Source organism: Streptomyces sp. NPDC104581, assembly GCF_055583685.1.
The window spans coordinates 1-22,211 of sequence record NZ_JBVJNN010000059.1; the positions used below are offsets into that span (position 1 = coordinate 1).

Consider the following 22,211-nt stretch of genomic DNA (forward strand, 5'->3'; position numbering starts at 1 on the left):
CCCCACACACCCCCCTCCCACCCCCCCCCCTCCCCCCCCCCCCCCCCCCCCCCTCCCCCCCCCCCCCCCCCTTTCCCTTCCCCCCCCCCCCCCCCCCCCCCCCCCCGGTCCCGTGACGGACGGCGTCGTCATGCGCCGGCCAGCAGCGCCTCCAGCGCCGCCGCCGTGTCCGGGTGCCGGGCCGCGAGCAGCGCGCCCGGCGGGGCGGGGTCCGCCGTCTGCCACGATTCCTCGCAGCCGAGCAGACCCGCCAGCGCGTCGCACGTCGCGGGGTGCGCGGCGAGGAGTACGGCACCGGATCCGGCACCCGCCCCGGCCACACGGGCGGTTCGCGGCAGCGCCGTCTCCGGCACCTCCCGCCAGGGCGGTGTCCACGAGTCCAGCGCGTCGAGCCGGCCGGGGAAGATCCGGCCCGCCTCACGGATCAACAGCGGAGCAAGGTCGGCGCCCTCGGAACGCAGCGTGCTGATCAGCTTCGGCAGCCACGGCAGCAGTACCGGATCCGGCAGCCTCGCGAACGCGTTGGACACCGCCTCCACGACGAAGTCCGCCAGCTGCGGCACCGGCTCAAGGGCGTGCAGGAACCCGCTGAGATGGCGCGGATAGGCGGGCACCACCAGGGGGTTGCCCAGCAGCTCGTCGCAGCGGGCCCGGAGGTCGGCGCGCGAGAGCTGCCCGAGCTGGACCTGAGCCGCCCACAGCAGCGCCACCTTGGCCGGCTCGCGCGGATGCGACTGCGCGAAGGCCAGCTCCAGCTGGGTCCGGTCGCAGCCCAGCGACAACGCCAGCCCCTCCATGCTGAACAGGAAGCCCAGCATCGCCGCCACCTGCCGGACCTTCGCGTCCTCGTCGGTGAACGCCGTCGGCAGCAGGGTGCAGTAGTGCGCGTAGCCCGTCTTGACGAAGGACTCGATCCACGGCGGCAGCACCGGTTCGCTCGTCCGGTAGTACGCCAGCAGCCGGCGCACCCGGCGCAGCACCTCCGGCGCGCCGTCGACGCTCCGCTCGGTCGCCAGGACCTCCAGCGCGCGCGTGCCCAGTTCGTCGGCGAGGCGGCGGCTGCCCAGATAGAGTGTCGCGTTCTCGACGGCCTCCAGGACGTCCGCCGTCGTGGCCTGCGGATCGTAGGCCCGGCGCCGCAGCCGCTGCTCCAGGACCTGTTCGATGCTGACGCCCTCGTACCCCAGCTCGATCAGCGCCCGCTGATGGGTGCCCAGCGCCAGGTCCCACGACTCCTGGATGGGCCGCTCGCCGAGCCGCCGCTCGCCCATGATCGCCCGCGCGGCGCCGTACGGCAGCAGATGACGCAGCATCCACAGCACATCGGAGCACCGCTCCAGCTCGGGACTGGACGCCATGTCCAGCAACGCCCGCTGTACACCGCGCTGTTCGAGCTTCAGCCCCAGCGGCGCGAGCCGGTCGTGCACATCGCGGGCGAGCGGCGGCAGCGCGTCGTAGCCGACCTGGCCGATCCGGTCGCCGCCCATCATGATCTCGACGATGCGGCGGACGTCGCGCCGGCCCGGCACGGTGTCCTTCTCGATACAGGTGACCGCCGCGTCCTGGAAGTCGTAGGGCGTGGGCCGGGCCCGGTCGCGCATACCGGCCAGCAGGATCGACGTCTCGAACACGGCGATGGCGTCGGCGGTGGAGGCGAGATAGCCGTTGCGCCGCGCGGCGCGCACGATCTCCACCGACCAGCCGAGCAGTTCGGCCTCGTCCAGCCGGTCGAGCACGGGCGGACGCCGCAGGAAGCCGGACAGCTGGTCCGCGGGGGTGCCGTCGGCCTCCGGGAGCGCCGGGAGCGCTGTCTTCCCCGGTTTCGCCGCCTTCTTCGCGCCCGCCTGCCCCTTGAGCCGGAAGGGCTGGACCTTGGTGCGTCTCAGGTTCTTCGTCCACTGCGTCGCGGCGATGGACACCGAGCCCGCGGTGAGGCCGAACTGGGCCTCGATCGCCGCGTGGCTGGAGGGGATCAGGCCGTGCTGCCACACACTCGCGGTGGGCGGGCCGATCTCGAAGGTCGCGGCGCCGTGGACGCCGAACTCCTCGACCCTGCTGGCCGCGTGGAACGCGCCGCAGATGTAGAGGCAGTCCGCCGCGTCGGTGCCGGTGGCGGCGAGATGCTCGCGCATCCTGGTCCACATGTAGCGCTCGCGGTCCTCGTCCACCCGCGTCCGGCGCGCGTCACCGGGCGCCAGCCGGCGGAAGAGGCTCCCGATCAGCAGCATGACCTGCCGGTAGGTGTCGTGGTCGCTGTCGCCGAGCGGCAGCTCGACGTACTGGTGCCACCACTCCGACCAGTGCCGCACCCGGCCGTGGCGCAGCAGGTGCTCCTCCAGCTCGGCGAAGCGCGGGCGCAGATCGCCGATCTCCACACCGACGGCGTCACCGTGCAGAGCGGCCTCCTCCTCGGCCGGCGGCGCCTGCGGGTCGACCGGTCCGGCCCCGTCCCCAGGTTCCGTCCCGTCCTTCCCGTCCGTCTGCCACTGGAACACGTGGTCCGACGAGCGGTCCACGAGGACCAGCTCCACGCCGGGTGTGTCCAGCGCGTAGGCGATCGCCTGGTACTCGGCCGACGCCTCGGTGATCGGCGCGACGACGGACAGGGGTGCCCAGTCGGCCGGGAAGCCCTCGACCTCGCTCGCGAACGCCTGCACCGCCACCGGGAGCCGGCAGTTGCGCAGCTCGGACAGGAGCGGTGCCATGTCCTCGCACAGCTCCAGATAGACGACCTTCGGCCGCTTCTCCCGCAGCCGCCGCGCCATGGCGACGGCCGAGGCCGGTGAGTGGTGGCAGACGGGGAAGATCTCCAGCGGTTCGCGGACCGCGCGGTCGACGTCGTCCACGATGCCCAGGAGGATGCCCTCCAGCGCCTCGGGCCCGTCGGCCAGTGTCGCGGCGGCCTCGCTCAGCTGCGTACGCAGAGCGTCGAAGGCGGCCGTCTCGGGCGCGCCGCTCATGACAGGGTGGCGATCGCGTCCCGGCCGCCCTCCAGGAACTCGGGCCACTCGCCGCCCTTGTCCTTGCTGCGCGGCTCGACGACACCGTGCAGGTACTTGTTGAGGATCGCCAGGTCCTCGGGCTCGCGGCGGGCCAGCGAGCCGACGAGCGAGGAGGCGAGGGTGCGGGCTGTCAGCGCACGCTCGCCGAAGAAGTTGCTGTGCAGGATCGCGTCCTCCAGGACGCCGATCTGCTCGGCGCTCGACAGGGCCGACTCCAGCTTCTCGTCGTCGCTGCCCGCCGCCGCCGCGGAGGCGCGCAGATCGGCGAAGCTCTGGAGGAGCACGTCCAGCAGCGTGGGCGGCACGTCCAGCTCGATCCGGTGCCTGCGCAGCAACTCCTCGGTACGGAAGCGGACGATCTCCGCCTCGCTCTTCCTGTTCGTCACCACCGGGATACGGACGAAGTTGAACCGGCGCTTGAGCGCGGAGGACAGGTCGTTGACGCCCCGGTCGCGGCTGTTGGCGGTGGCTATGACCGAGAAACCGGGCTTGGCGAAGACGATGCTGTCGCTGTCCAGCTCCGGGACCGAGATGTACTTCTCCGAGAGGATCGAGATCAGGGCGTCCTGCACGTCGCTGGTGGAGCGCGTCAGCTCCTCGAACCGGCCGATCGCGCCGGTCTCCATCGCCGTCATGATCGGTGAGGGGATCATCGACTCACGCGACTGGCCCTTGGCGATCACCATGGACACGTTCCACGAGTACTTGATGTGGTCCTCGGTGGTGCCGGCCGTGCCCTGCACCACCAGGGTGGAGCTGCGGCAGACCGCGGCGGCCAGCAGCTCCGCCAGCCAGCTCTTCCCCGTACCCGGGTCACCGATCAGCAGCAGACCGCGGTCGGACGCCAGCGTGACGACGGCGCGCTCGACCAGGCTGCGGTCGCCGAACCACTTCTGCGGGATCTCGCGGTCGAGACCGTCGGAGCGCTCGGACCCCAGGATGAACAGCCGGACCATCTTCGGTGACAGACGCCAGGAGAACGGCTTGGGGCCGTCGTCGACCGACTCCAGCCAGTCCAGCTCCTCGGCGTACTTGATCTCGGCGGGGGCGCGCAACAGGTCTGACATTTTCGTTTGGTGCCTTTCTGCTTACTGGGTCTCTCGGTGCCGACTCGGCGCCGGTCAGGTGAGGAACGTCTTGAGTTCGTGGACGAGCCCGCGGATGTGGCCGGAGACGACCGGGGTCCCGAGCGCCTTGAAGCGCTCGCGGAACCAGGGGTTGACCTCCTGACGGCCGGAGCTGGTGACCGAGCCGACAGGGATGAACTTGACCCCGGAGCGGTGGACCGCCTCGATGCCCTCGAACAGGGGCTGGGAGCGGCTGAATTCGTAGAAGTCCGAGATCCACACCATCACCGTGCTACGCGGTTCGGTGATCTTCGGCCGGGCCATCGCCAACGCGACGGGACCGTCGTTGCCGCCCCCGAGATTCGTGCGCAGCAGCGTCTCGAACGGGTCGCCGACCCACGGAGTCAGATCGATGGCACGGGTGTCGTACGCGATCAGATGGACGTCCACCTTCGGCAGCCCGGCGAAGATGGAGGCCAGGATGGTGCAGTTGACCATCGAGTCGACCATGGAGCCGGACTGGTCCACGACCACGATCAGCCGCTGCGGTGTGGTCTTCCGGGCGGTGTGCCGGTAGTAGAGGCGGTCGACGTAGAGCCGTTCCTCCTCGGGGCTCCAGTTGGTGAGGTTCTTCCAGATGGTGCGGTCGAGATCGAGGTTGCGGAACACCCTCTTGGGCGGCACGGAACGGTCCAGCGCGCCGGCCGTCGACTTCTCCACCTGCGTGCGCAGCACCTCGGCGACCTCGTCCACGAATCGCCTGATCAGGGATTTCGCGTTGGCCAGGGCCGCCCCGGACAAGTTGCCCTTGTCGCGCAGCAGTTGCTCGATCAGCGACATGCTCGGGGTCAGGCGCGAGGCGAGCGCCGGATCGGCCAGCACCTCGCGCAGATGCATCCGCCTGACCAGGTCCGCCTCGATGGCACCCAGCTGCGGGCCGATCTCGCGGCCGTTCTCCGGGACGGGCCCGCCGCCGCGGCCACCGCGCAGGGCGCCGGGCTCGCAGCCCAGCGCGCGCTCCAGCCAGCCCGCGTCGGACTGCCACTGCGAGAGCTGTCCGGCGGTGACCGTACCGGAACCGGCGGCGAAGACGTTGAGCAGCACCTTCGACACCAGTGCCGCGCGCCGAACCTCGGCGGCCCGGTCCCGTTCGTCGGCACTGTCGTCGTCCGGCGCGGTGGCTGCCCGCCGCTCGGGCAGCATCAGCCCGTCCAGCTCGGCGGCCAGCTCGGGGTGTCGCTGCACCGTCGAGTCCACGGACACCTTGGGGTCCAGCAGCGCGGGCGGCAGGCCGATGTCCTCGACGACGGCGAGGCTCGCCGACTCCAGCGCCGCCTGCTCCTCGGGATCGAAGAGTCTGGCGAGAAGTCGCCAGTAGAGGACCTGGCGGCGGCTGTCGTACGAAGTCACCTCGGCGTTCTCTCCGGTCATTTCCGCAGCAGCCTTCCCGCGCGCTCGCGCAGCACCGCCGCCGCGTCGGTGGCCGCCTTCTCAGCCTTGGCACCGGTCTTGTCGGTCGTGCCGCCGGCCCAGGCCCCGGCGTGGACCGCCACGGGTTTCCTCCGGACGGTGGTCTCCACCGCGAGCGGCTGGACGGTGAACTCCCCGGCGTCCCAGCGCAGCAGGCCGACGCACGCCCCCGAGGCGGCGACGGCCTCGGCGGTGAGCGGTCCCGCGGCCGGAACGCGGTCGGTGTCGACGGCCAGCCGGTGACCCGCGACCGTGAACGCCAGCCCCTCGTCGTCCTGCTGGGCCCCGTACCCCTCCAGGAACACGGGGACGGCGATCCGCGACGGGTGGCGGTCCAGGGGAGCGGTGGCGAAGGGCGTGGCGGTGGCCAGGGCGACCCGCGCGGTGGTGAGGGCTTCGGCGGGTCCGTCCGTACGGGCCAGCGCGTCGTCCCAGATCAGGTCGCCCTCGGCGGTGACCGGCATGCCGGTCAGCGTCATCGAGCGGCCTTCGCTCACGGCGGTCAGCAGCGACATGTGCGGGCGGAGGAGCTGCCAGAGACCGGCTCCGACGACCGTGTCGGGCTTCGGCACCGACACGCTCGCCCGCACCAGACGCGGCGCCGTGCCGTCGTCGGGCTCGAACACCCCGTGCACCTGGGCCTGTACGGCCGTCGCGTGTTCCTGCACGTCGACGCCCAGGGGCAGGAGGCGGCCGGTGGCCGCACCGGTCGCGGGCACGTCGGCCGCACCGGGCACGGTCAGGACCATCGCCCGCGACCACAGGTCGGCCCAGCGGCGTACCGGAACGCGTGCCAGGGCCGAACCCGGGCAGGACGCGGCGAGTTCGGCCGCGAAACCGTCGAGCAGCGTCGCCAGGCGGCGCAGCGCCGGGTCCGGCAGCATCGCGGAGACGACGGGCGCCGCCCCCGCGACCACGTCGTGGTCGATGCCCTGCCAGCCGCAGCGCGCCAGATCGCAGAGCCAGGAACGGGCGGCCGTGAGCAGGTTCTCCGCGGGGCGCCCGACGGGTGCCGGGACGCTCTCCGGGGCGCGGGGCCGGCCGGCCGCCTCCTCGGCGAGGGCCGCCAGCGCGTCGTGGACGGAGCCGAGCAGGGCCGTGCGGGCGGCGGCGAGGGCGACGAAGTGGTCCTCGCTCGCGGCGCCCGCCACCGCCTTGCCGGCCGCCTCGCCCGCCACGGCGGCCAGTGGTGTCCCCGCGACGGCGTCGGCGAGGTCCGTCAGGCCGGTGTCCCGATCGGCGTGGGGACGGAGCAGTCCGACGACGAGGGCCCGGTCGAAGGAGTCGACGGCCGCCAGGGCCTCGTCGAGCCCGTCGACGGTCCCGGTGAGCAGGTCGGCACGCATCAGGCCACCGCCTTGGTCGGCGGGAACCACTGCATCTCCGGCAACGGCGCCGTGGTCGGGGCGAGTTCCAGATAGGCGAGGTGGCGCAGGAAGCGGCTGAAGACGGTCGCCGCGGCGGCGCTGTCCCCCTGCGGCGGACGGGTGCCCGTCATACCGGCGGTGAGGCTCTGCGCGGTCGGCTCGCCCTCGGCGGTCTCGACCCGCAGATAGCGCGCCACGCGCTCGGCGCCGTACTGGAGCACCGCCTCCTGGACGAGGGTCCGGATGTGATTGCAGAATCCGCCCCGCGCGCCGCCGCAGGGCCGGTTGTTGTTGGTGCTGCACGCGTAGGCGTAGGTGACGGCGGCGACCGACGAGACGTAGACCCGCGCGATGTCCGAGCCACTGGACACCACCCCTTGCAGACGTCCGTCGGCCAGCTCGACGAACGGCACCTTGGCGAGCTTGCGCGGCCGTGCGGGTGGGACCACCCGCGCCGTGCTCGACCTCTCCCAATGTGACACCGCACCATCTCCTTTGCACCAGGGGGGAGTTCCTCGCCAGAACGGCGGAACATCACAGAACCTATCGGTGACCACTGACAACGCCGGCGGGGGAGTGGTGGCACACGGACCCGCGGCCGACCCTCGTTGCCAAACGGAGCGGTGTTCCGTATTGTCGATCCGGAACGCTGTTCCGTTTTGCCTCGGCGTGCCATGGCACGCCGGGCCATGCCACGACGGGCATTCCCCACTCCGCAGGAGCGACATGAAGTACCGCACGCTGGGCCGCACCGGGATCAAGGTCAGCCCCTACTGCCTGGGCGCGATGATGTTCGGCGCCCTCGGCAACCCCGACCACGACGACTGTGTCCGTGTCATCCACAAGGCGCTGGACGCGGGCGTCAACTTCGTCGACACCGCCGACGCCTACTCGCGCGGCGAGTCCGAGGAAATCGTCGGCAAGGCCCTCAGGGGCCGCCGGGACGACGTCGTGCTCGCCACCAAGGCGCACCTCCCGATGGGGGAGGACCCCAACCGGCAGGGCAACTCACGGCGCTGGCTCACCCGGGCGCTGGAGGACTCGCTGCGCCGGCTGGGCACCGACCACGTCGACCTGTTCCAGATCCACCGGCCCGCGCCGGACACCGACGTGGAGGAGACGCTCTCGGCCCTCACCGACATGCTGCGCGCCGGCAAGGTCCGGGCCATCGGCACCTCCTCCTTCCCCGCGTCGGACATCGTGGAGGCGCAGTGGGTCGCCGAGCGGCGCGGTCTCGCCCGGTTCCGTACGGAGCAGCCGACGTACTCGATCCTCAACCGCGGCATCGAGCGCGAGGTGCTGCCCGTCTGCGAGCGTTACGGCATGGGCACCCTCGTCTACAGCCCGCTCGCGGGGGGTCTGCTCACCGGCCGCTACCGCCAGGGGCGGACCAACGACACGCACCGGGCCGGTTTCGGCTTCAGGCACCTGGCCGACGAGCGCCGGCTCGGCGCGGTCGAACAGCTCATCCCCCTCGCCCACGAGGCCGGGATGTCACTGACGCATCTGGCGACGGCCTTCGTCATCTCCCACCCCGGTGTGACCTCCGCGATCATCGGCCCCCGCACGATGGATCACCTGGACGACCTCCTCGGGGGCGCCGGGACCGTCCTCGGCGACGACATCCTCGACCGGATCGACTCCGTCGTGGCCCCCGGCACCGACGTGGGGACCCTGGACATGGCCTACGCCCCGCCCGCCGTCGGCCGGGCCCGGCTGCGCCGCCGCCCGGCCGACGACCGCGCCGCCGCCTGACCCGCCGGGCGGAGACCGCGCGCCCGGCAGCCGGCCTCACGTCACACCGGACACCGGCGCACCAGACCCTCGTTCTGGAAGTGACTCACCCAGGCGTCGACCTCGGGACGCAGTGACGCGGAGGCGGTGCCCCACTGTTCGGCCAGGACCTCGGCCGCCCGCTCCGGCTGCCACTTCTGGCGCTGGAGGACGATCCACATCAGCGTGCCCGTGGGGCCGCAGCGATGCCGCAGGCCTGTCCGGGGAAGAAAGAAATCGACCTTGCCGTCAGGTAGAACTTGCGTCTCCAGACCGTTTTCCGATCGCATGGCGACTGGGTCCTCCAAATGCCGTGGGGGGCTTTGTTGGGTGTGCGGTTCATGCACTTCGGTGAGTGCATTGCCACGTAATGCGGTGGACTCCGAAATTCAGGTGCGCGAAACAACACCGACCGTAGTAGAACGGTGCGCACCTTGACACCGGGCCCCTGCGAAAACCGTGGGCCGGGTGGCTGGAAACCACTCCGATCGGGCGTGATGCGGTCTGCCGGAAGGCGTCTTCAGGGCCGGATACGGAAGAAGTCCCGCATCCGACGCACCGCCGGGAATCGACGCCCCGGGATTCGCGCTCCGCCGACGCTTGTGCCGGACGCCGTGCCCGGGAGGCGGCGGCCGGCGGCGGTCGCCGCGATGTGGCCGATTGCCGGGTCCGGCTCGGCCGGCCCGTGCGGCGCTCCTGGGCCGGGGAGGGGCGGCGGCACGCTGCGACGGTGTGAATTATCCGTGCCATCGGTGAGTTCACAGTATTCGACCGTGCGGTGAGCAGGGGATTTCAGCGGGGATGCTGTATGCGTGAAGAGTATGGACACCACTAATGGATGTCAATGCACCGCCGATGCACTGCCCGCCCGCTATTGGTGCCGAGCCGGCATTGCTCTTTGCTCAGAAATTACCCGTGGTCGCCGCCGGTCGTGAATACCACTTGATCCGGGCGTGAAAAGAGCCGGAAACGGGCAGGGGGCCGCCCGTTTCAGCGCCAGGCGTGGCGAATCCTCAGCCGTCCGTACCCCATGGCCCCGGAGATCCGGATCGTCGGCGCGCCGGGGCGGGAGGGCGTCCGCGGCCGATAGCGGACATCCTTCCAGCCGGTGTGCAGACCCTCGATGTCGACGATCGCGTCGCGCGGCACCGTGATCGCGGCCCCGCCGGTGCCCATCTGCAACTCGATGTCGATCACCGGATGTTCGACGACCGCCCGGGACAGATCCAGACGCACCTTGCCGTAAGCGGACTCGACCTTCAGGGTCCGGGGCACCCGCCACGCGCCACGCCGCTTGATCCGTCCGCCCGCGGCGGCGATCACCGCCGTGGCGGGGGCCTTCTCCTCCGGGAGCGCGTCCAGCGCCGGCGCGAGGTCGCCGCGGGTCCGCGCGGCGAGCGCGTGGCTGAGGCGTTCGTCCATCTCCCCGTGCGAGATGTGCCCTTCGGCGTACGCCTGCTGGAGACGCCGCACGGCGGTGTCGCGGTCTTCGTCGCCGATGAGTCGTGCCAGGTCTTCCGGCTGAGAGGTCACCGGCTCACTCTAATGCCGCGCCCCCGCGCCTGATCAGGACACCGGCCCGTCCGTCCGGCGGCCGGAACGCCGATCCCCCGTTCCGGCCCACCCGTCGGCGCTCGATGTGGTTGGCGCCTGCACCCGGGTGCGCGGGCGGCCTTGAATGCCGACGCGCGGACGGCGCGCGCCGCGCGTGGCTTTAAGGTGACCCCCATGTCTGCCTCGTTGAACTCCGCGAAGAGCCGCGCCGCGCTGCGTACGTCGGCCCGCGTCTCCGTCGAACTCCTGGCCGTCCTCGTCATGACGGGGGTGGCGGTGTGGCTTCTGGGGCAGATGTGGTCGATCATGTGGCCGCTCGTGGTCGGTCTGCTCCTCACCACGCTCACCTGGCCCGCGGCCCGCTTCCTGCGCCGGCACGGATGGCCCGCCGCGCTGGCCGCCTCGACGGTGACGCTGCTCTTCCTGCTCGCCGCCGCCGGTGTGGTGGCGCTGATCGCGGTGCCGGTGGCCGCCCAGTCGGGCGAGCTGGCGGAGCGGGTGAGCGACGGCATCGACAAGGTGCGGGAATGGGCGGCCGGGCCGCCGCTGAACATCGGTGAGGACCAGATCTCCGGCGCGCTCGACACCGGCGTCGCCCGCGTCCAGGACAGTGTGGGCAGCATCGTCACGGCCGCCGTCACGGGTGTGAGCACCGTGGTCAACGGGGTTGTCACCGCCGTACTGGCCCTCTTCCTCATGTTCTTCTTCCTGAAGGACGGCCCCCGCTTCCTGCCGTGGCTGACCCGGCAGCTGCCCGGCCGGCTCGCCACCGACATCCCGGTCGTCGCGGAGCGGAGCTGGAACACGCTCGGGGCGTTCGTGCGCTCGCAGGCGTTCGTCGGTCTGCTGGACGGGGTCTTCATCGGTCTGGGGCTCTGGATCGTCGGAGTGCCCCTGGTGCTCCCGCTCGCGGTGCTGACCTTCGTCTCCGCGTTCGTCCCCGTCGTCGGCGCGCTGTTCGCCGGACTGGTCGCGGTGCTCATCGCGCTGGTGTCGAACGGCCCGACGGACGCCCTGATCGTGCTGGCGATCATCATCGTGGTGCAGCAGCTCGAAGGAAACGTGTTCCAGCCCATGATCCAGAGCCGGGGACTCGGCCTCCACGCGGCGGTGATCCTGCTGGCGGTGACGCTGGGCGCCAGCCTGGCGGGCATCGTCGGCAGCCTGCTCGCCGTACCCGTCGCCGCGCTGGTCGCGGTGGTCTGGAACTACCTGCGGGAGCAGCTCACCGAGCCGGAGCAGGAACCGCCGGCCGATCCGGCACCGTCGCCGGAACCGGCCACGGGCGCCACCGTCCCCGCGCAGTAGGAGCCGCCCCGCGCGTGGCGGGGGCGGTCGCCCGCACCTGGCCGCCCCCGACAGGCCCTAAGCCGTGTCGCGTGCGGCCGACTCCTCCTCCGCCGCGCGGGCTCTGGGGGACTTGCCGTTGATCATGACGGCGCCGAGGATCGCGGCCGCGAGGAGGATGACCGCCGCCCAGGCGATGGCCACCGTGAAGCCGTGGACCGTGCCGGTGTTCACGATGTCCCTGCGCTCGGCCGGTGTCAGCCCGCCCTCGCGGGCCGCGGCGGCGAGACGGCTGGTCAGGTACGAGGCCGTGACGGTGGTCGCGATGGTGTTCAGCAGCGACGTACCGATGGAACCGCCCACCTGCTGCGCGGTGTTGACGGTCGCCGACGTGACGCCCGAGTCCCTCGGGGCGACCCCGCTGGTGGCCGTCGAGATGATGGGCAGGAAGGTCAGTCCCAGCCCGAACCCCAGCAGGATGGTGCCCGGCAGGATGTGCCCGGCGTAACTGGAGTGGGTGTCGAGGAAGGTCAGCGAGAACATACCGCCCGCGCTCAGCAGCAGGCCGGGCACCAGCAGCCGGCGCGGCGGTACGAGGGGGAGCAGTCGCGCGGAGATCTGGGTCGAGCCGATGATGATGCCGGCGGACAGCGGCAGGAACGCCAGTCCGGCGCTGAGCGGCGAGTATCCGAGGATGGTCTGGAGGAAGTACGTCAGGAACAGGAACGCGCCGAACAGGCCGATCGTCGTCATCGCCATCACGATCATCGAACCGCCGCGGTTGCGCTCCCGGACGATGTGCAGGGGCAGCAGCGGACCGGGGGACTTGGTCTGCCACCAGGCGAACGTGACGAGCAGCGCGACGCCGACGCTCAGCACGGTGAGCACCTCCGTGGAGGTCCACCCGATCGCCTCGGCCCGGCTGAATCCGTACACGATCGCGACGAGACCCCCGCAGCCGAGGAAGACGCCCGGAATGTCGAGGTGCGCGCCCTTGGTGCCCGCGCGGTCCTTGAGCAGCGTGAACGCGCCGATGACGGCGAGCAGGGCGATGGGGACGTTCACGTACAGGCACCACCGCCAGCTCAGCCATTCGGTGAGGATGCCGCCGAGCAGCAGCCCGATCGCGGAACCCCCGCCCGCGATGGCGCTGAAGATGCCGAACGCCTGGGCGCGTTCCTTGCCCGAGGGGAAGGTCGTGGTGAGCAGGGAGAGCGCGGAGGGTGCCAGGACGGCGGCGAAGACGCCTTGGAGCGCGCGGGAGAGATAGAGCATCTCCTGACCGGTGGAGGCGCCGCCGATCGCGGAGGCACCGGCGAAGCCGATGAGGCCGATGATGAACGTGCGCCTGCGGCCCACGAGGTCGGCGATCCGTCCGCCGAGGAGCAGGAGACCGCCGAAGGCCAGGGTGTAGGCCGTGATCACCCACTGGCGGTTCCCGTTGCTGATGCCGAGCGCGCGCTGTGCCGAGGGGAGCGCGATGTTCACGATGGTCGCGTCGAGGACCACCATGAGCTGCGCGGTCGCGATGACGGCCAGCGCCCACCAGCGGTGCGGATCGGGCTCGTCCACCGGCTGTCCGGGGGCGGAGGTCTCCGGGTCGCCAGGTCTGCGGCCCGCTGTCCCGCCGGGCGGACCGGGGATCGACGGATCACTCATCGATGTCTTCCTTCGCAGTGGACCTCCGCGGCCGTACTTCAGCCGCTCGGCGCTCAGGTCAGAACACCATGAATCGGACACGCCCGCCTCTTCGCGTGTGCGGTCCGCGCGGCCCGCATGGCCGCGGGCCGGGTATGGCGAGACGCCGGTCGCTGTCGGCGGCGTCACCGGACTGCTCGTCACGGGCGCCTGGCCTCGGAGCGGCCATGTCCGCCGCGTCGAGCGCGATCATGGGCAACGTCTCCGCCCACCGCGCGGGCCTGGCCCCATCCGTCGAGGAGGTCTCCCACGAGTTCGGCGGTCCTGTCGCGGTCGCGCTGCCCGGCAGGGCACCGAGCCGGATACGTCCCTGGTCACCGCCGCCTCACAGGCGTTCGACGGCGCCTGTTTCGCCGCGATGACCGTGGCCGTTCTCACCGTCGGCGCGATCACGACCGGTCCGCTCCTTCGCCGCCACGGTCCCGGATCGGCCCTCCGCCGGCTCACCGGACCCGCCGGCCACGACACCCGGCCGCCGGCCGGGTCCGGCGCTCCGTCACCGCCTCCCAGGGGCGGTGTGGGGGGCGTGTTGGGGGGTGGCCGAGCTTTCGAGCGCTGTAGCCGAACGCATCGCCGACCCCCCCGGGCCGCCGGAGACGGCTGACCCCGGCCCCCCGGGGCGCGCCCCGCCTACCGCGCGGCGCGGGGAGACGTCCCCGTCGCCCGTCTGCGTGCCCGGTAGGCCGCGGCCTTCACGCGGTTGCCGCACTCGTCCATCCCGCACCAGGTGCGCCGGGCGCCCCGCGAGCGGTCGAGATAGATGCGCGTGCAGCCCGTCCGGCCGCACTCCTTGAGGCAGGCGTGCGGGTCGGCGAGCACGGTGATGCCGCCTCTGGCCACATGGGCGAGCACCGCCGTCAGGTCCCCCGCCAGCCGCAGTCCCGCGTCGCTCAACTCGACGGTGAGCGCGGGCCCGTTGGCCGTTCCGTTGACGACCGCGAGACTGTCCGGGTCGAAGGGGCGGCCGAGCACACGGTCATGAGCGAGCCGGTAGACGGCTTCCCGCAAGGACCGCGCCGCCTCGAAGGCCGCGACGTCGGCCGCGATGTCGGCCGGGTCGTCGGCGGTGCCGGGGCCGGGAAGGCCGGGAAGCTCGTCACACCCGGCCACCCACCGTGCGAGATCGGCGGGCGCCGTCAGGGCGTCGACGGGCTCGTCCCGGCGATGTCCCACGGTGCCGGCCAGATCGAGCGCCGGGTTGCCGCTCACATACGCGAAGTTCACGTCACCATCTTGACCGGTGACGCCACCGGTGACAAGGTCGTCACCGGTTGAGCCGGTGACGTATTGGTGAGGCGTCGGCGTGAACAGGAGGACGTGTGACCGGCATCCGGGACATCGAGGTCGTCGTCTTCGACGTCCTCGGCACACTGGTCGACGAACCGGGCGGGCTCCGTGCGGAGATCCGCGCCGCCGTGCCGGACGCGGACGACGCCCTTGTCGACGAGTCGTTCTCCTTGTGGCAGCGGTATCGCGAACGCGAGCAGGAACGCGTCCGGCGGGGCCGGCGCCCGTACGCCGGTTCCGACGTCGTCGACGCGGAGGCCGCTCAACTGGTCGCCGACCGCACGGGACTCACCGCACCGGCGGTCGTCGCCCGCCTGGCCACCGCGAGTCGGCGCCTGCCGGCCTGGGGCGACTGCGCCGCCGGTCTCGACCGGATCTCCCGCCGTCTTCCCGTGATGGGCCTCTCCAACGCCGGGCGCACCACCCTGCTGCGGCTCGGCGCGTACGCCGGGCTGCGCTGGCACCAGGCCCTGTCGGCCGAATCCGTACGGGCCTACAAGCCGGCGCCGGAGGTCTACCGCCTCGCCGTGGACACCGCCGGGTGCCCACCGGAACGCGTGCTCATGGTGGCCGCCCACGCCTGGGACCTCCGTGCGGCCCGGGCGATCGGTATGCGCACCGCCTACGTCCGGCGGCCGGGCGGTGATCCGCCGGCCGGCGCCGACGCGTTCGACCGGTGTTTCGGTGAACTGGGGGAACTGTGCGACGAGTTGGCGGCCGGCTGGTCTGCCGCGCCCGGCGCGTGACCGGGTGCGTGTCGTCGGCCGCGGTGCGGTGCCGGGTCGGCAAGCGTGCCGAAAGGGACGAACGCTCGACCTTGACGTGCGTGCGTTTCGGCCAAACAATGACCCTCATCCCCCTGACAACGTTGTCGAGAAGAGGTCGTGTCACATGCCTGAACCAGCGACGGGGCTCACACGCCGCCATCTGATGCACCTGATCGGCATGTCCGGCGCGCTCACCGCCCTCCCCATGACGCTCGGCGCGGGCCCGGCATCGGCCGCTTCGCCGGCCCGGGGCGGCGCCGAGGGCGAGCGGAAACCGGCGGGGCCCGTCGCCGAGGCGTACTACAACGTCCTGCTCTCCCACACCCGTTGGTCGGAGGGCCAGTGGGACGCGGCACAAGGGCACTACACCAGTAAGGACTTCGGCTTCGCGGTCGTGCTCGGGAACGCGATTCTGCTGAGCCGGGGCACCTACGACGCCGGGCGCGCCGGGGTCGACAAGGACACCCTGCGCGCCCGGACCCTGGCCACACTGAAGCACTTCGCGGCGTCCAACCGGCTGACCGGCGGCACCCAGTGGGGCCGGAAGCTCTTCTTCGACACCACCTTCCAGTCGTACTTCGTGCTCGCGGCGCGCCTGCTCTGGAACGACCTGGACGAGACGACACGGCGCAACGTCGACACCATCGCCCGCGAACAGGCGCAGTACACCGCGAGCCTGGGAACCGGGAACGACCCCGACTCCGGCAGCTGGACCCCGAACGGCACGGCCGGCGGGTTCCAGGGCGACACCAAGCTGGAGGAGATGGGCGTCTACGCCCAGGCGCTGGCACCCGGTCTCGCCTGGGCCACTGGGGACGAGCGGCACGGGTCTTGGAGTGCCGCGTTCGGCCGGTGGAGCCGTAACGAGGCGGGCCTGCCGGCCGCCGACCTGGCGAACCCGGCCCGGGTGGACGGGGTGGCCGTCAGCGCCAACACCGCGCGGAACCTCTACGACACGTTCATCGTCGAGAACCACGGCTCGTTCGGCCCGCACTACCAGGAGGAACTCTGGCGCACCTCCGCCCGCAACGCCGCCCACTTCCTGATCGCCGGGGAGGAGTTGCCCGAGGTGCTGACCGCGCAGCCCAACGCCGGCCCGCTGTGGCGCACGCTGCTCGGCGTGATGAGCGACGCGGGTGAGCCGCTGATGCCGATGGTCGACGACCGCGAGCACCTCTACGGGCGCGATGTGATCCCCCTCGCCTTCCTGGCCCAGGTCGTCGGCGACCGCGCCGCGGCACGCTGCGAGGTCGCCCTCGCCGAACGACTCGCCGCCTACCAGGCGTACCCGCCGGAGTACCGCATCGCCAAGTTCTCGGGCGAGCCCAAGTACGAGCCGGAGGCCCGCGCCGAACTCGCGATCAGCTACCTCCTGCACGAGTGGCGTGCCGCGTCCGGGCGTCCGGCCGTGCGGCCCTTCTCCGAACGCGAGTTCTTCGAGTACGCGAGCGGCGTCACCGACCACGGCACCGGGCCGGGACTTGTCTCGCACCAGTCGGCCGGGGCGTGGGCCGGGGCGGTCAGCAAGGCGGGCTTCGTGAAGTTCGTCTGGCAGCCCGCCCACGACGACTGGCTGTTCGAACTGAGCGGTACGACACCGATGTTCCTCCCGACGACGACGGGCAAGGTCACACGCCGGTCGGTGACCACCCACACCCGGCTGAGAGACGGCTTCGACGGCAGTTCGAGCCTGCTCACCCTGGACAGCGGATACGCCGGATTCACCACGCTGCCCTCCGGCTCCGTCGTGTACGCGACCTCCGGGACCGCCGCGGGCGAGGGCCATCTCGCGGTCCGCAACCTCGACATGCCCGGCCTGCCGGGACTCGACGGCACCCGCGACTACCGGGCCGCGGAGGGAAGCGCGACCGTCGTCGCCGACGCGGCGGGATCCCCGTCCGCCGGACCCCGCGTCGACGAACTCTCCTTCCCGCGCGCCCCGTTCCGGCATCTGCGGATGCTGGGGGTGCGGCCCGACCCCTCGTACGGCTACTCGCTCTACACCTTCGAGATCCGGGACGGCGCCTCGGGGAGCGACCTGGCACGCGGCGAAGGAGCGAGCGCGTCGGCGTCCTCCTCCGACGCGGGCAGGGAGCCCGCGCGCGCGGTCGACGGCGACAGCGCGAGCCGCTGGGCCGTCTCCCGCGCGGACCGCCCGAAGACGGACAGCTGGATCGCCGTGGACCTGGGGGAGTCCGTGGAGGTGGACAGGGTGACGCTGCGCTGGGAGAGCGCCGCGGGCCGCGCCTACCGGCTCCAGGGATCGGCCGACGGAGAGCGGTGGACCGACCTCGTCGTCTGGCCGCGGCCCGACCTCACGAGCCGGGGCGGCTGGCTGGACGTCGACGGCCGGGCCGGACTCGTCGTACGCGATGGCGCCAACCCGCTCGCGGTGTACGGCGACACGGTCGTGCTCTCCGACGGGCCCGCCGAAGGTCTCCTGGTCGAGGGGCTCGTGGACGTGACCGAGAAGGAACTGCGTGCCGTGGCCGCCTCCGCGACACCCACGGTCCGCTCCGCGCGGGTGCGGGCCGCCGTGACCGACCACTTCCTGAGCCTGTTCAACCTCTCGTCGGACGCCGTCACCACCACGGTCTCGGTTCCGGCGGCGGGCGACGACGACGTGCGCCTGTACGAGGGGGACCAGACCGTCACCGAGGCGGGCACGGAGTACCGGGCCGAACTCGGTGCCGCGTCCGCCGTGTTGCTGCCGCCGCGCATCACCCTCTCCGGGTCCGGAGCCCGTGCCACGGTCCCGGCCGGGCTGCGTGCCGAGGTGGCCGACGCGCGCACCGTACGGCTGAGCGGTCCGCCCTGCCGGGTCGTCGTCTCGGCCCAGGGTCACCGGGTGGTGGCGACGGTCCGGGGCGGTCGCACCACGACCGTGACCGTGCCGCGCGCGACCGGCTACCCGCTGGCCGATCTCGCGCTCGGCCGCACGACGTTCCCCACCGCGCCGCTGCCGCCCGGGATGACCGATCCCGGCGCCGCCGTCGACGGCGACCCGCGCACCTACTGGCGGCCGGGACCCGGCGGGCGGATGGTGGTCGACCTCGGGGACGTACGCCGGATCACCGAGATCCGCGCCGTGTGGCGGGGTGGCCACGGCCCGGTGTCCCACGTCGAGTTCAGCGCGGACGGCCTCACCTACGGAGGGTCGGCGCGGTTGTCCGGGCGCGGCGTACTGCGTACGTCCGCCACCGCCCGGTACGTGGCCCTCGCGGTCGGTGCCTCGGCGGGCAAGGAGACCGCTCTGACCGCCCTGACGGTCACCTCCTGAGCTGTCGCCGAGCCGCACCGCCCGGGTGCGAGGAGGCCCGTCCAGGCCAACGGGCCTCCTCGCGCGGCAGGTTCGTACCACCGGCACCGGGTCCGGCACCGCTGTCGCTACGATCGGCGGCGTGTGCGCGAATATCGTGGTCGCCGAAGACGACGTGAAACAGGCCGAACTGGTACGCCGCTACTTGGAGCACGAGGGGCACACCGTCAGGGTCGTCGAGGACGGCCGCGCGGCCCTCGACGAGGTCCGGCGTGGGGAGCCCGACCTGCTCGTCCTCGATGTGATGATGCCGCGCGCCGACGGCCTCGACGTGGTGCGGATCCTGCGCGCCGAGGGCCGGGAGGCGCTGGTGCTGATGCTGACGGCCCGCAGCACCGAGGACGATCTGCTGCTCGGTCTCGATCTGGGCGCCGACGACTACATGACCAAACCGTTCAGCCCCCGTGAGCTGACGGCCCGGGTACGCACCCTGCTGCGGCGCAACCGGCGTTCGGGCGGCCCGGTCGACGGCCCCGCGTCCGCCGCCGGCCCCGCCGCCGTCGAGGACGAGGCGCTGTCGGTGGGCACGCTCAGGATCGACCCGGCCCGGCACGAGGTGTCGGTCGCCGGGACGCCGGTCGTGTGCACACCCGGCGAGTTCCGGATCCTCGCCGCGATGGCGACGGAGCCCGACCGGGTCTTCACCCGGCAGCGGCTCCTGGAGGAACTGCACGGCTTCGACAAGTACATCAGCGACCGCACCGTGGACGTGCACATCATGCATCTGCGCAAGAAGATAGAGCACGCCCCACGGCGCCCGGCCCGGCTGCTGACCGTGTTCGGCGTCGGCTACAAACTGACGGACCCCGCGAAGAACACCCGCCATGACCGGCCCTGATCAGCGGCGGGAGCGGCAACGGCCGCGACCGCGGCGGAACCGGGACAGGCCCCGGCTCCCGCTGCGGCGGAGCCTGCTCGGCCGACTGCTCATCGTCTCGGCGCTGGTGGCCTCTTGCTCGGTCGCCGCCACCGCCTGGCTCGCCGTGCAGACGACGTCCGGAGCCATCCGCCAGGAACAGGGGCAGGACCTCAGCTCCGACGCCGAGATCTACAACACCCTTCTGGGGTACGCCGCTTCCCACCCGGGCTGGGAGGGCGTCGAGGACACCGTGCGCGAACTGTCCCGGAAGACGGAGCGCCGGATCGCGCTCACCACCGAGGACCGCGGACCGCTCGCCGACTCCGCGTCCGGCCCGTCCGCCGACCCGCTGCCCGCACAGGCGTCGGCGGTCGTCGACCCGCTGTCCGTCGACACACTGCTGGTCCATGACGCCGCACCCGCGGGCGCGGACCGAGTCGATCCCCGGGCGGTCGGCCCGTTCCTGCTCCCCGCCGACGAGCGTGCCGACCTGCGCCGGATCACCGCCGAGAACGTGAAGTGCCTGAGCGCGGTGGGTATCGCCGCGGATGTCGTCGAGGGCCCCAGCGGGCGGCCCCGTGTCGAGTTCGTCAGCAACGACACCGACCGACAGCTGGAACTCAGATGCCTGACCGCCGAGTTGGGGCCCACACCCACCGAGAAGAAGGCCCTCCGGGAGCTCGACCAGCTCGCCGACGCGTGTCTGAAACGCCAGGGGCGTACCGGCGTGACACTGAACCTGGACCTCTCCTGGGACCGGGGGTACGGACGGGCCGAACCCTCCGTGCCCGACGCGGGCGTCAGCAAACGGGAGGCGGCGGAACGGCAGGCAGCCATCGACAGGAAGGCCGCCGCTGCCGCCGAGGCCGCCGGCGGTGTGCCCCGAGCCCGCGACAGCCGGCACGACCGGGCCATCGCCTCCTGCGTGGGCAGCGCCCGCCGTGAGCAGCTCACGGCCTATGTCGCCGCGCCCGCACTGCTGTTCATCGACGGCCCCGGCGCGGTCGGTGTCCCCGGCTTCGACCTCTCACCGGCCAACACCGCCCGCATCGTCGGGGTCACCGCACTCGTGCTGGCACTCACCGTCGGCGTCTCGGTGTTCGCCGGGGCCCGGCTCGTACGGCCCCTGCACGCGCTCACCGGCGCCGCCCAGCGGATGCGGGACGGACTGGACTCGGCGCCGGTGCCCGTCGGCCCCGACAACGAGATCGGCAGACTGGCGGCGGCCTTCAACGACATGGCCGTGCACCGCGCCCGGCTCGAAGAGCAGCGCAAGGTCATGGTCAGCGATGTCGCCCATGAACTGCGCACCCCGCTGAGCAACATCCGCGGCTGGCTGGAGGCGGCACAGGACGGTCTGGCCGACCCGGATCCGGCGTTCGTCTCCTCGCTCCTCGAAGAAGCGGTGCAACTCCAGCACATCATCGACGATCTCCAGGACCTGGGCGCGGCGGACGTGGGCGCGCTGCGCCTGCATCCGGAGACGGTCGTCGCCGACGAACTCCTCGCGCAGGTCGCCGCCGCGTACCAGGGCCCGGCCGAGACGGCGGGCATCACCCTCACGGTCACCCCGGCGGCGCCCGGCCGCGCGGGGCCGTCGCTGTACGCCGATCCGGTCCGGCTGCGGCAGGCCGTCAGCAATCTCGTCTCCAACGCGCTGCGTCACACACCCTCCGGTGGCCGGGTGACGCTGCGCTCGTACCCGACCGGTCCCGTTGGCGCGGCCGGTGGCACGGACAAGGAGAAGGACAAGGGCGGCGGCGGAGGCGGGGGCCGGGTGGCCCTGGAGGTGTCCGACACCGGCGCGGGCATCCCGGCGGACGACCTCCCGCACGTGTTCGACCGTTTCTGGCGGGCGGAGAAGTCCCGGAGCCGCAGCACCGGCGGCAGCGGCCTCGGCCTGGCGATCGTGCTCAAACTCGCCGAGGCGCACGGGGGAACGGCGGGTGTGGTGAGCACCGAGGGGGAGGGCTCGGTCTTCACCCTGCGGTTGCCGGGCGCACGAGACGGAGACGGCGGCGGGGAGGACGAGACCGGAGAGGCCGGTGGAGCCGGGGCGGCCGGGGGCGCCGGGGAGAGCACGGCTCGGCCCTGATGCGATCAACATGACGCCCTGACAGCTTCTTCACAAGTGGTCGCCAGCCTGGAGCCCTGCCCGGAACCTGATGCGAATCCGCACCCAGGTACCACCAAGACCGGGCTGGAACTGGAGCCGTACATGTCCCACCGTCATCGCTCGCGTCTCGTCGTCCTGTCCGCCGTCGCGGCCGGCGCGATGCTCCTTCCCGTGTCCGCCGCCGTGGCCTCCGAGCCGACCTGGACGCGGCCCGCGTCGGTGGCCGACGAGTCGCCCAGGGAGAAGGACGCCAGGGAGAAGAAGGCCGAGGCCGCGCGGAAGGCACTGGACGACAAGAGGACCGCCGCCGAGAAGGGGGGCGTCGACGACAAGGCCGAGGCCTCGCGGAAGGCGGCGGCCGCCGAGCAGGCTCCGCGAGGCGGCGTCGCCGCCGGCGAGGCCCCGGCCGAGGACAGCGCTTCGGCGCCCCTCGTCGGCTCGGCCATCGGCGTGCTGCTGCTCGCGGGCGCCGGCACGTACGTACTGCGCCGCCGTTCCGCCGGGGGCCACACCGCCTGACGCAGCGGCAGGGGGGGGGGGGGGGGGGGGGGGGGGGGGGGCCCCCCCCCCCCCCTTTCTCGCCCCCCCCCCCCCCCCCCCCCCCCCCCCCGGCACTCACCTGGTGACCATCCCCCACTACCCCCC

The 22,211-nt window shown here is 72.3% G+C and carries 16 protein-coding genes and 1 pseudogene; 8 read left to right on the forward strand and 9 right to left on the reverse strand.

Annotation, left to right across the window (positions count from 1 at the left end; genetic code table 11):
* Positions 1 to 128: 128 nt before the first annotated feature.
* Genes ACZ61E_RS30320 through ACZ61E_RS30340 form a run of 5 tightly spaced genes read right to left on the reverse strand, consistent with a single transcriptional unit; the run spans position 129 to position 7,388 of the window.
* Positions 129 to 2,960, reverse strand: coding sequence for a DUF5682 family protein (locus ACZ61E_RS30320; protein ID WP_469703369.1), 2,832 nt, complete (start codon positions 2,958 to 2,960; stop codon positions 129 to 131).
* Positions 2,957 to 4,069 carry an ATP-binding protein gene (locus ACZ61E_RS30325; RefSeq protein ID WP_469703371.1) on the reverse strand — a complete coding sequence of 371 codons (1,113 nt, stop codon included), beginning with the start codon at positions 4,067 to 4,069 and terminating at the stop codon, positions 2,957 to 2,959. Before ACZ61E_RS30325 ends, ACZ61E_RS30320 begins: the two co-directional genes overlap by 4 nt.
* Before the next feature lie 54 nt (positions 4,070 to 4,123).
* The gene (locus ACZ61E_RS30330) at positions 4,124 to 5,500 is read right to left on the reverse strand and encodes a VWA domain-containing protein (RefSeq protein ID WP_469703373.1); all 1,377 of its coding nucleotides are present in this window, start codon (positions 5,498 to 5,500) and stop codon (positions 4,124 to 4,126) included.
* Positions 5,497 to 6,885 (reverse strand): hypothetical protein, encoded by a 1,389-nt coding sequence (locus tag ACZ61E_RS30335; protein ID WP_469703374.1) that lies wholly within the window; start codon positions 6,883 to 6,885, stop codon positions 5,497 to 5,499. Before ACZ61E_RS30335 ends, ACZ61E_RS30330 begins: the two co-directional genes overlap by 4 nt.
* Positions 6,885 to 7,388: a hypothetical protein gene (locus tag ACZ61E_RS30340; protein WP_469703376.1), complete on the reverse strand. Its 504-nt coding sequence runs from the start codon at positions 7,386 to 7,388 to the stop codon at positions 6,885 to 6,887. The genes ACZ61E_RS30335 and ACZ61E_RS30340 overlap by 1 nt, the downstream gene beginning before the upstream one ends.
* Positions 7,389 to 7,632: 244 nt before the next feature.
* On the opposite strand from ACZ61E_RS30340, the gene ACZ61E_RS30345 reads away from it, so the two are divergent.
* The gene (locus ACZ61E_RS30345) at positions 7,633 to 8,661 is read left to right on the forward strand and encodes an aldo/keto reductase (RefSeq protein WP_469703378.1); all 1,029 of its coding nucleotides are present in this window, start codon (positions 7,633 to 7,635) and stop codon (positions 8,659 to 8,661) included.
* 41 nt (positions 8,662 to 8,702) lie between these two features.
* On the opposite strand, the gene ACZ61E_RS30350 is transcribed toward ACZ61E_RS30345, so the two are convergent.
* Together ACZ61E_RS30350 and ACZ61E_RS30355 are read right to left on the reverse strand one after the other, a co-directional pair.
* A complete protein-coding gene (locus tag ACZ61E_RS30350; protein WP_469703380.1) occupies positions 8,703 to 8,969 on the reverse strand; it encodes a hypothetical protein in 267 nt (88 codons plus the stop codon).
* Positions 8,970 to 9,669: 700 nt separating this feature from the next.
* Positions 9,670 to 10,212: a DUF1707 SHOCT-like domain-containing protein gene (locus ACZ61E_RS30355; RefSeq protein WP_469703382.1), complete on the reverse strand. Its 543-nt coding sequence runs from the start codon at positions 10,210 to 10,212 to the stop codon at positions 9,670 to 9,672.
* Positions 10,213 to 10,407: 195 nt separating this feature from the next.
* Here ACZ61E_RS30355 and ACZ61E_RS30360 point away from each other — a divergent pair, with 195 nt between their 5' ends.
* A complete protein-coding gene (locus ACZ61E_RS30360) occupies positions 10,408 to 11,541 on the forward strand; it encodes an AI-2E family transporter (protein ID WP_469703384.1) in 1,134 nt (377 codons plus the stop codon).
* Positions 11,542 to 11,598: 57 nt separating this feature from the next.
* Here the strand turns inward: ACZ61E_RS30360 and ACZ61E_RS30365 are convergent, their stop codons facing one another.
* On the reverse strand, positions 11,599 to 13,179 hold the full coding sequence (locus ACZ61E_RS30365; RefSeq protein WP_469703385.1) for an MFS transporter: 1,581 nt from the start codon (positions 13,177 to 13,179) through the stop codon (positions 11,599 to 11,601).
* A 163-nt stretch (positions 13,180 to 13,342) separates the two neighbouring features.
* Between ACZ61E_RS30365 and ACZ61E_RS30370 the strand changes: the two are divergent.
* Positions 13,343 to 13,681 (forward strand): annotated as a pseudogene (locus ACZ61E_RS30370) (MFS transporter); the annotation flags it as partial.
* 167 nt (positions 13,682 to 13,848) lie between these two features.
* On the opposite strand, the gene ACZ61E_RS30375 reads toward ACZ61E_RS30370, so the two are convergent.
* A complete protein-coding gene (locus tag ACZ61E_RS30375; RefSeq protein ID WP_469703386.1) occupies positions 13,849 to 14,442 on the reverse strand; it encodes a CGNR zinc finger domain-containing protein in 594 nt (197 codons plus the stop codon).
* A gap of 95 nt (positions 14,443 to 14,537) precedes the next feature.
* Between ACZ61E_RS30375 and ACZ61E_RS30380 the strand changes: the two genes are divergently transcribed.
* The 5 genes from ACZ61E_RS30380 to ACZ61E_RS30400 all read left to right on the forward strand — a co-directional run bounded on the left by ACZ61E_RS30380 (position 14,538) and on the right by ACZ61E_RS30400 (position 22,085).
* The gene (locus ACZ61E_RS30380; protein WP_469703388.1) at positions 14,538 to 15,251 is read left to right on the forward strand and encodes a haloacid dehalogenase type II; all 714 of its coding nucleotides are present in this window, start codon (positions 14,538 to 14,540) and stop codon (positions 15,249 to 15,251) included.
* Positions 15,252 to 15,396: 145 nt separating this feature from the next.
* A complete protein-coding gene (locus ACZ61E_RS30385; RefSeq protein WP_469703390.1) occupies positions 15,397 to 18,552 on the forward strand; it encodes a discoidin domain-containing protein in 3,156 nt (1,051 codons plus the stop codon).
* A 121-nt stretch (positions 18,553 to 18,673) separates the two neighbouring features.
* Positions 18,674 to 19,429, forward strand: a complete 756-nt coding sequence (locus tag ACZ61E_RS30390) for a response regulator transcription factor (RefSeq protein ID WP_469703391.1) — start codon at positions 18,674 to 18,676, stop codon at positions 19,427 to 19,429.
* A complete protein-coding gene (locus ACZ61E_RS30395) occupies positions 19,416 to 21,545 on the forward strand; it encodes a sensor histidine kinase (RefSeq protein WP_469703392.1) in 2,130 nt (709 codons plus the stop codon). The genes ACZ61E_RS30390 and ACZ61E_RS30395 overlap by 14 nt, the downstream gene beginning before the upstream one ends.
* 123 nt (positions 21,546 to 21,668) lie before the next feature.
* Entirely contained in the window at positions 21,669 to 22,085 is a 417-nt protein-coding gene (locus tag ACZ61E_RS30400) for a hypothetical protein (protein WP_469703394.1), read from the forward strand.
* Positions 22,086 to 22,211 lie beyond the last annotated feature (126 nt).

Coding starts and splice junctions, on each gene's coding strand:
- ACZ61E_RS30320 (WP_469703369.1), bottom strand. CDS start 2,960: ATGAGCGGCGCGCCCGAGACGGCCGCCTTCGACGCTCTGCGTACGCAG.
- ACZ61E_RS30325 (WP_469703371.1), bottom strand. CDS start 4,069: ATGTCAGACCTGTTGCGCGCCCCCGCCGAGATCAAGTACGCCGAGGAG.
- ACZ61E_RS30330 (WP_469703373.1), bottom strand. CDS start 5,500: ATGACCGGAGAGAACGCCGAGGTGACTTCGTACGACAGCCGCCGCCAG.
- ACZ61E_RS30335 (WP_469703374.1), bottom strand. CDS start 6,885: ATGCGTGCCGACCTGCTCACCGGGACCGTCGACGGGCTCGACGAGGCC.
- ACZ61E_RS30345 (WP_469703378.1), top strand. CDS start 7,633: ATGAAGTACCGCACGCTGGGCCGCACCGGGATCAAGGTCAGCCCCTAC.
- ACZ61E_RS30350 (WP_469703380.1), bottom strand. CDS start 8,969: ATGCGATCGGAAAACGGTCTGGAGACGCAAGTTCTACCTGACGGCAAG.
- ACZ61E_RS30360 (WP_469703384.1), top strand. CDS start 10,408: ATGTCTGCCTCGTTGAACTCCGCGAAGAGCCGCGCCGCGCTGCGTACG.
- ACZ61E_RS30365 (WP_469703385.1), bottom strand. CDS start 13,179: ATGAGTGATCCGTCGATCCCCGGTCCGCCCGGCGGGACAGCGGGCCGC.
- ACZ61E_RS30385 (WP_469703390.1), top strand. CDS start 15,397: ATGCCTGAACCAGCGACGGGGCTCACACGCCGCCATCTGATGCACCTG.
- ACZ61E_RS30395 (WP_469703392.1), top strand. CDS start 19,416: ATGACCGGCCCTGATCAGCGGCGGGAGCGGCAACGGCCGCGACCGCGG.
- ACZ61E_RS30400 (WP_469703394.1), top strand. CDS start 21,669: ATGTCCCACCGTCATCGCTCGCGTCTCGTCGTCCTGTCCGCCGTCGCG.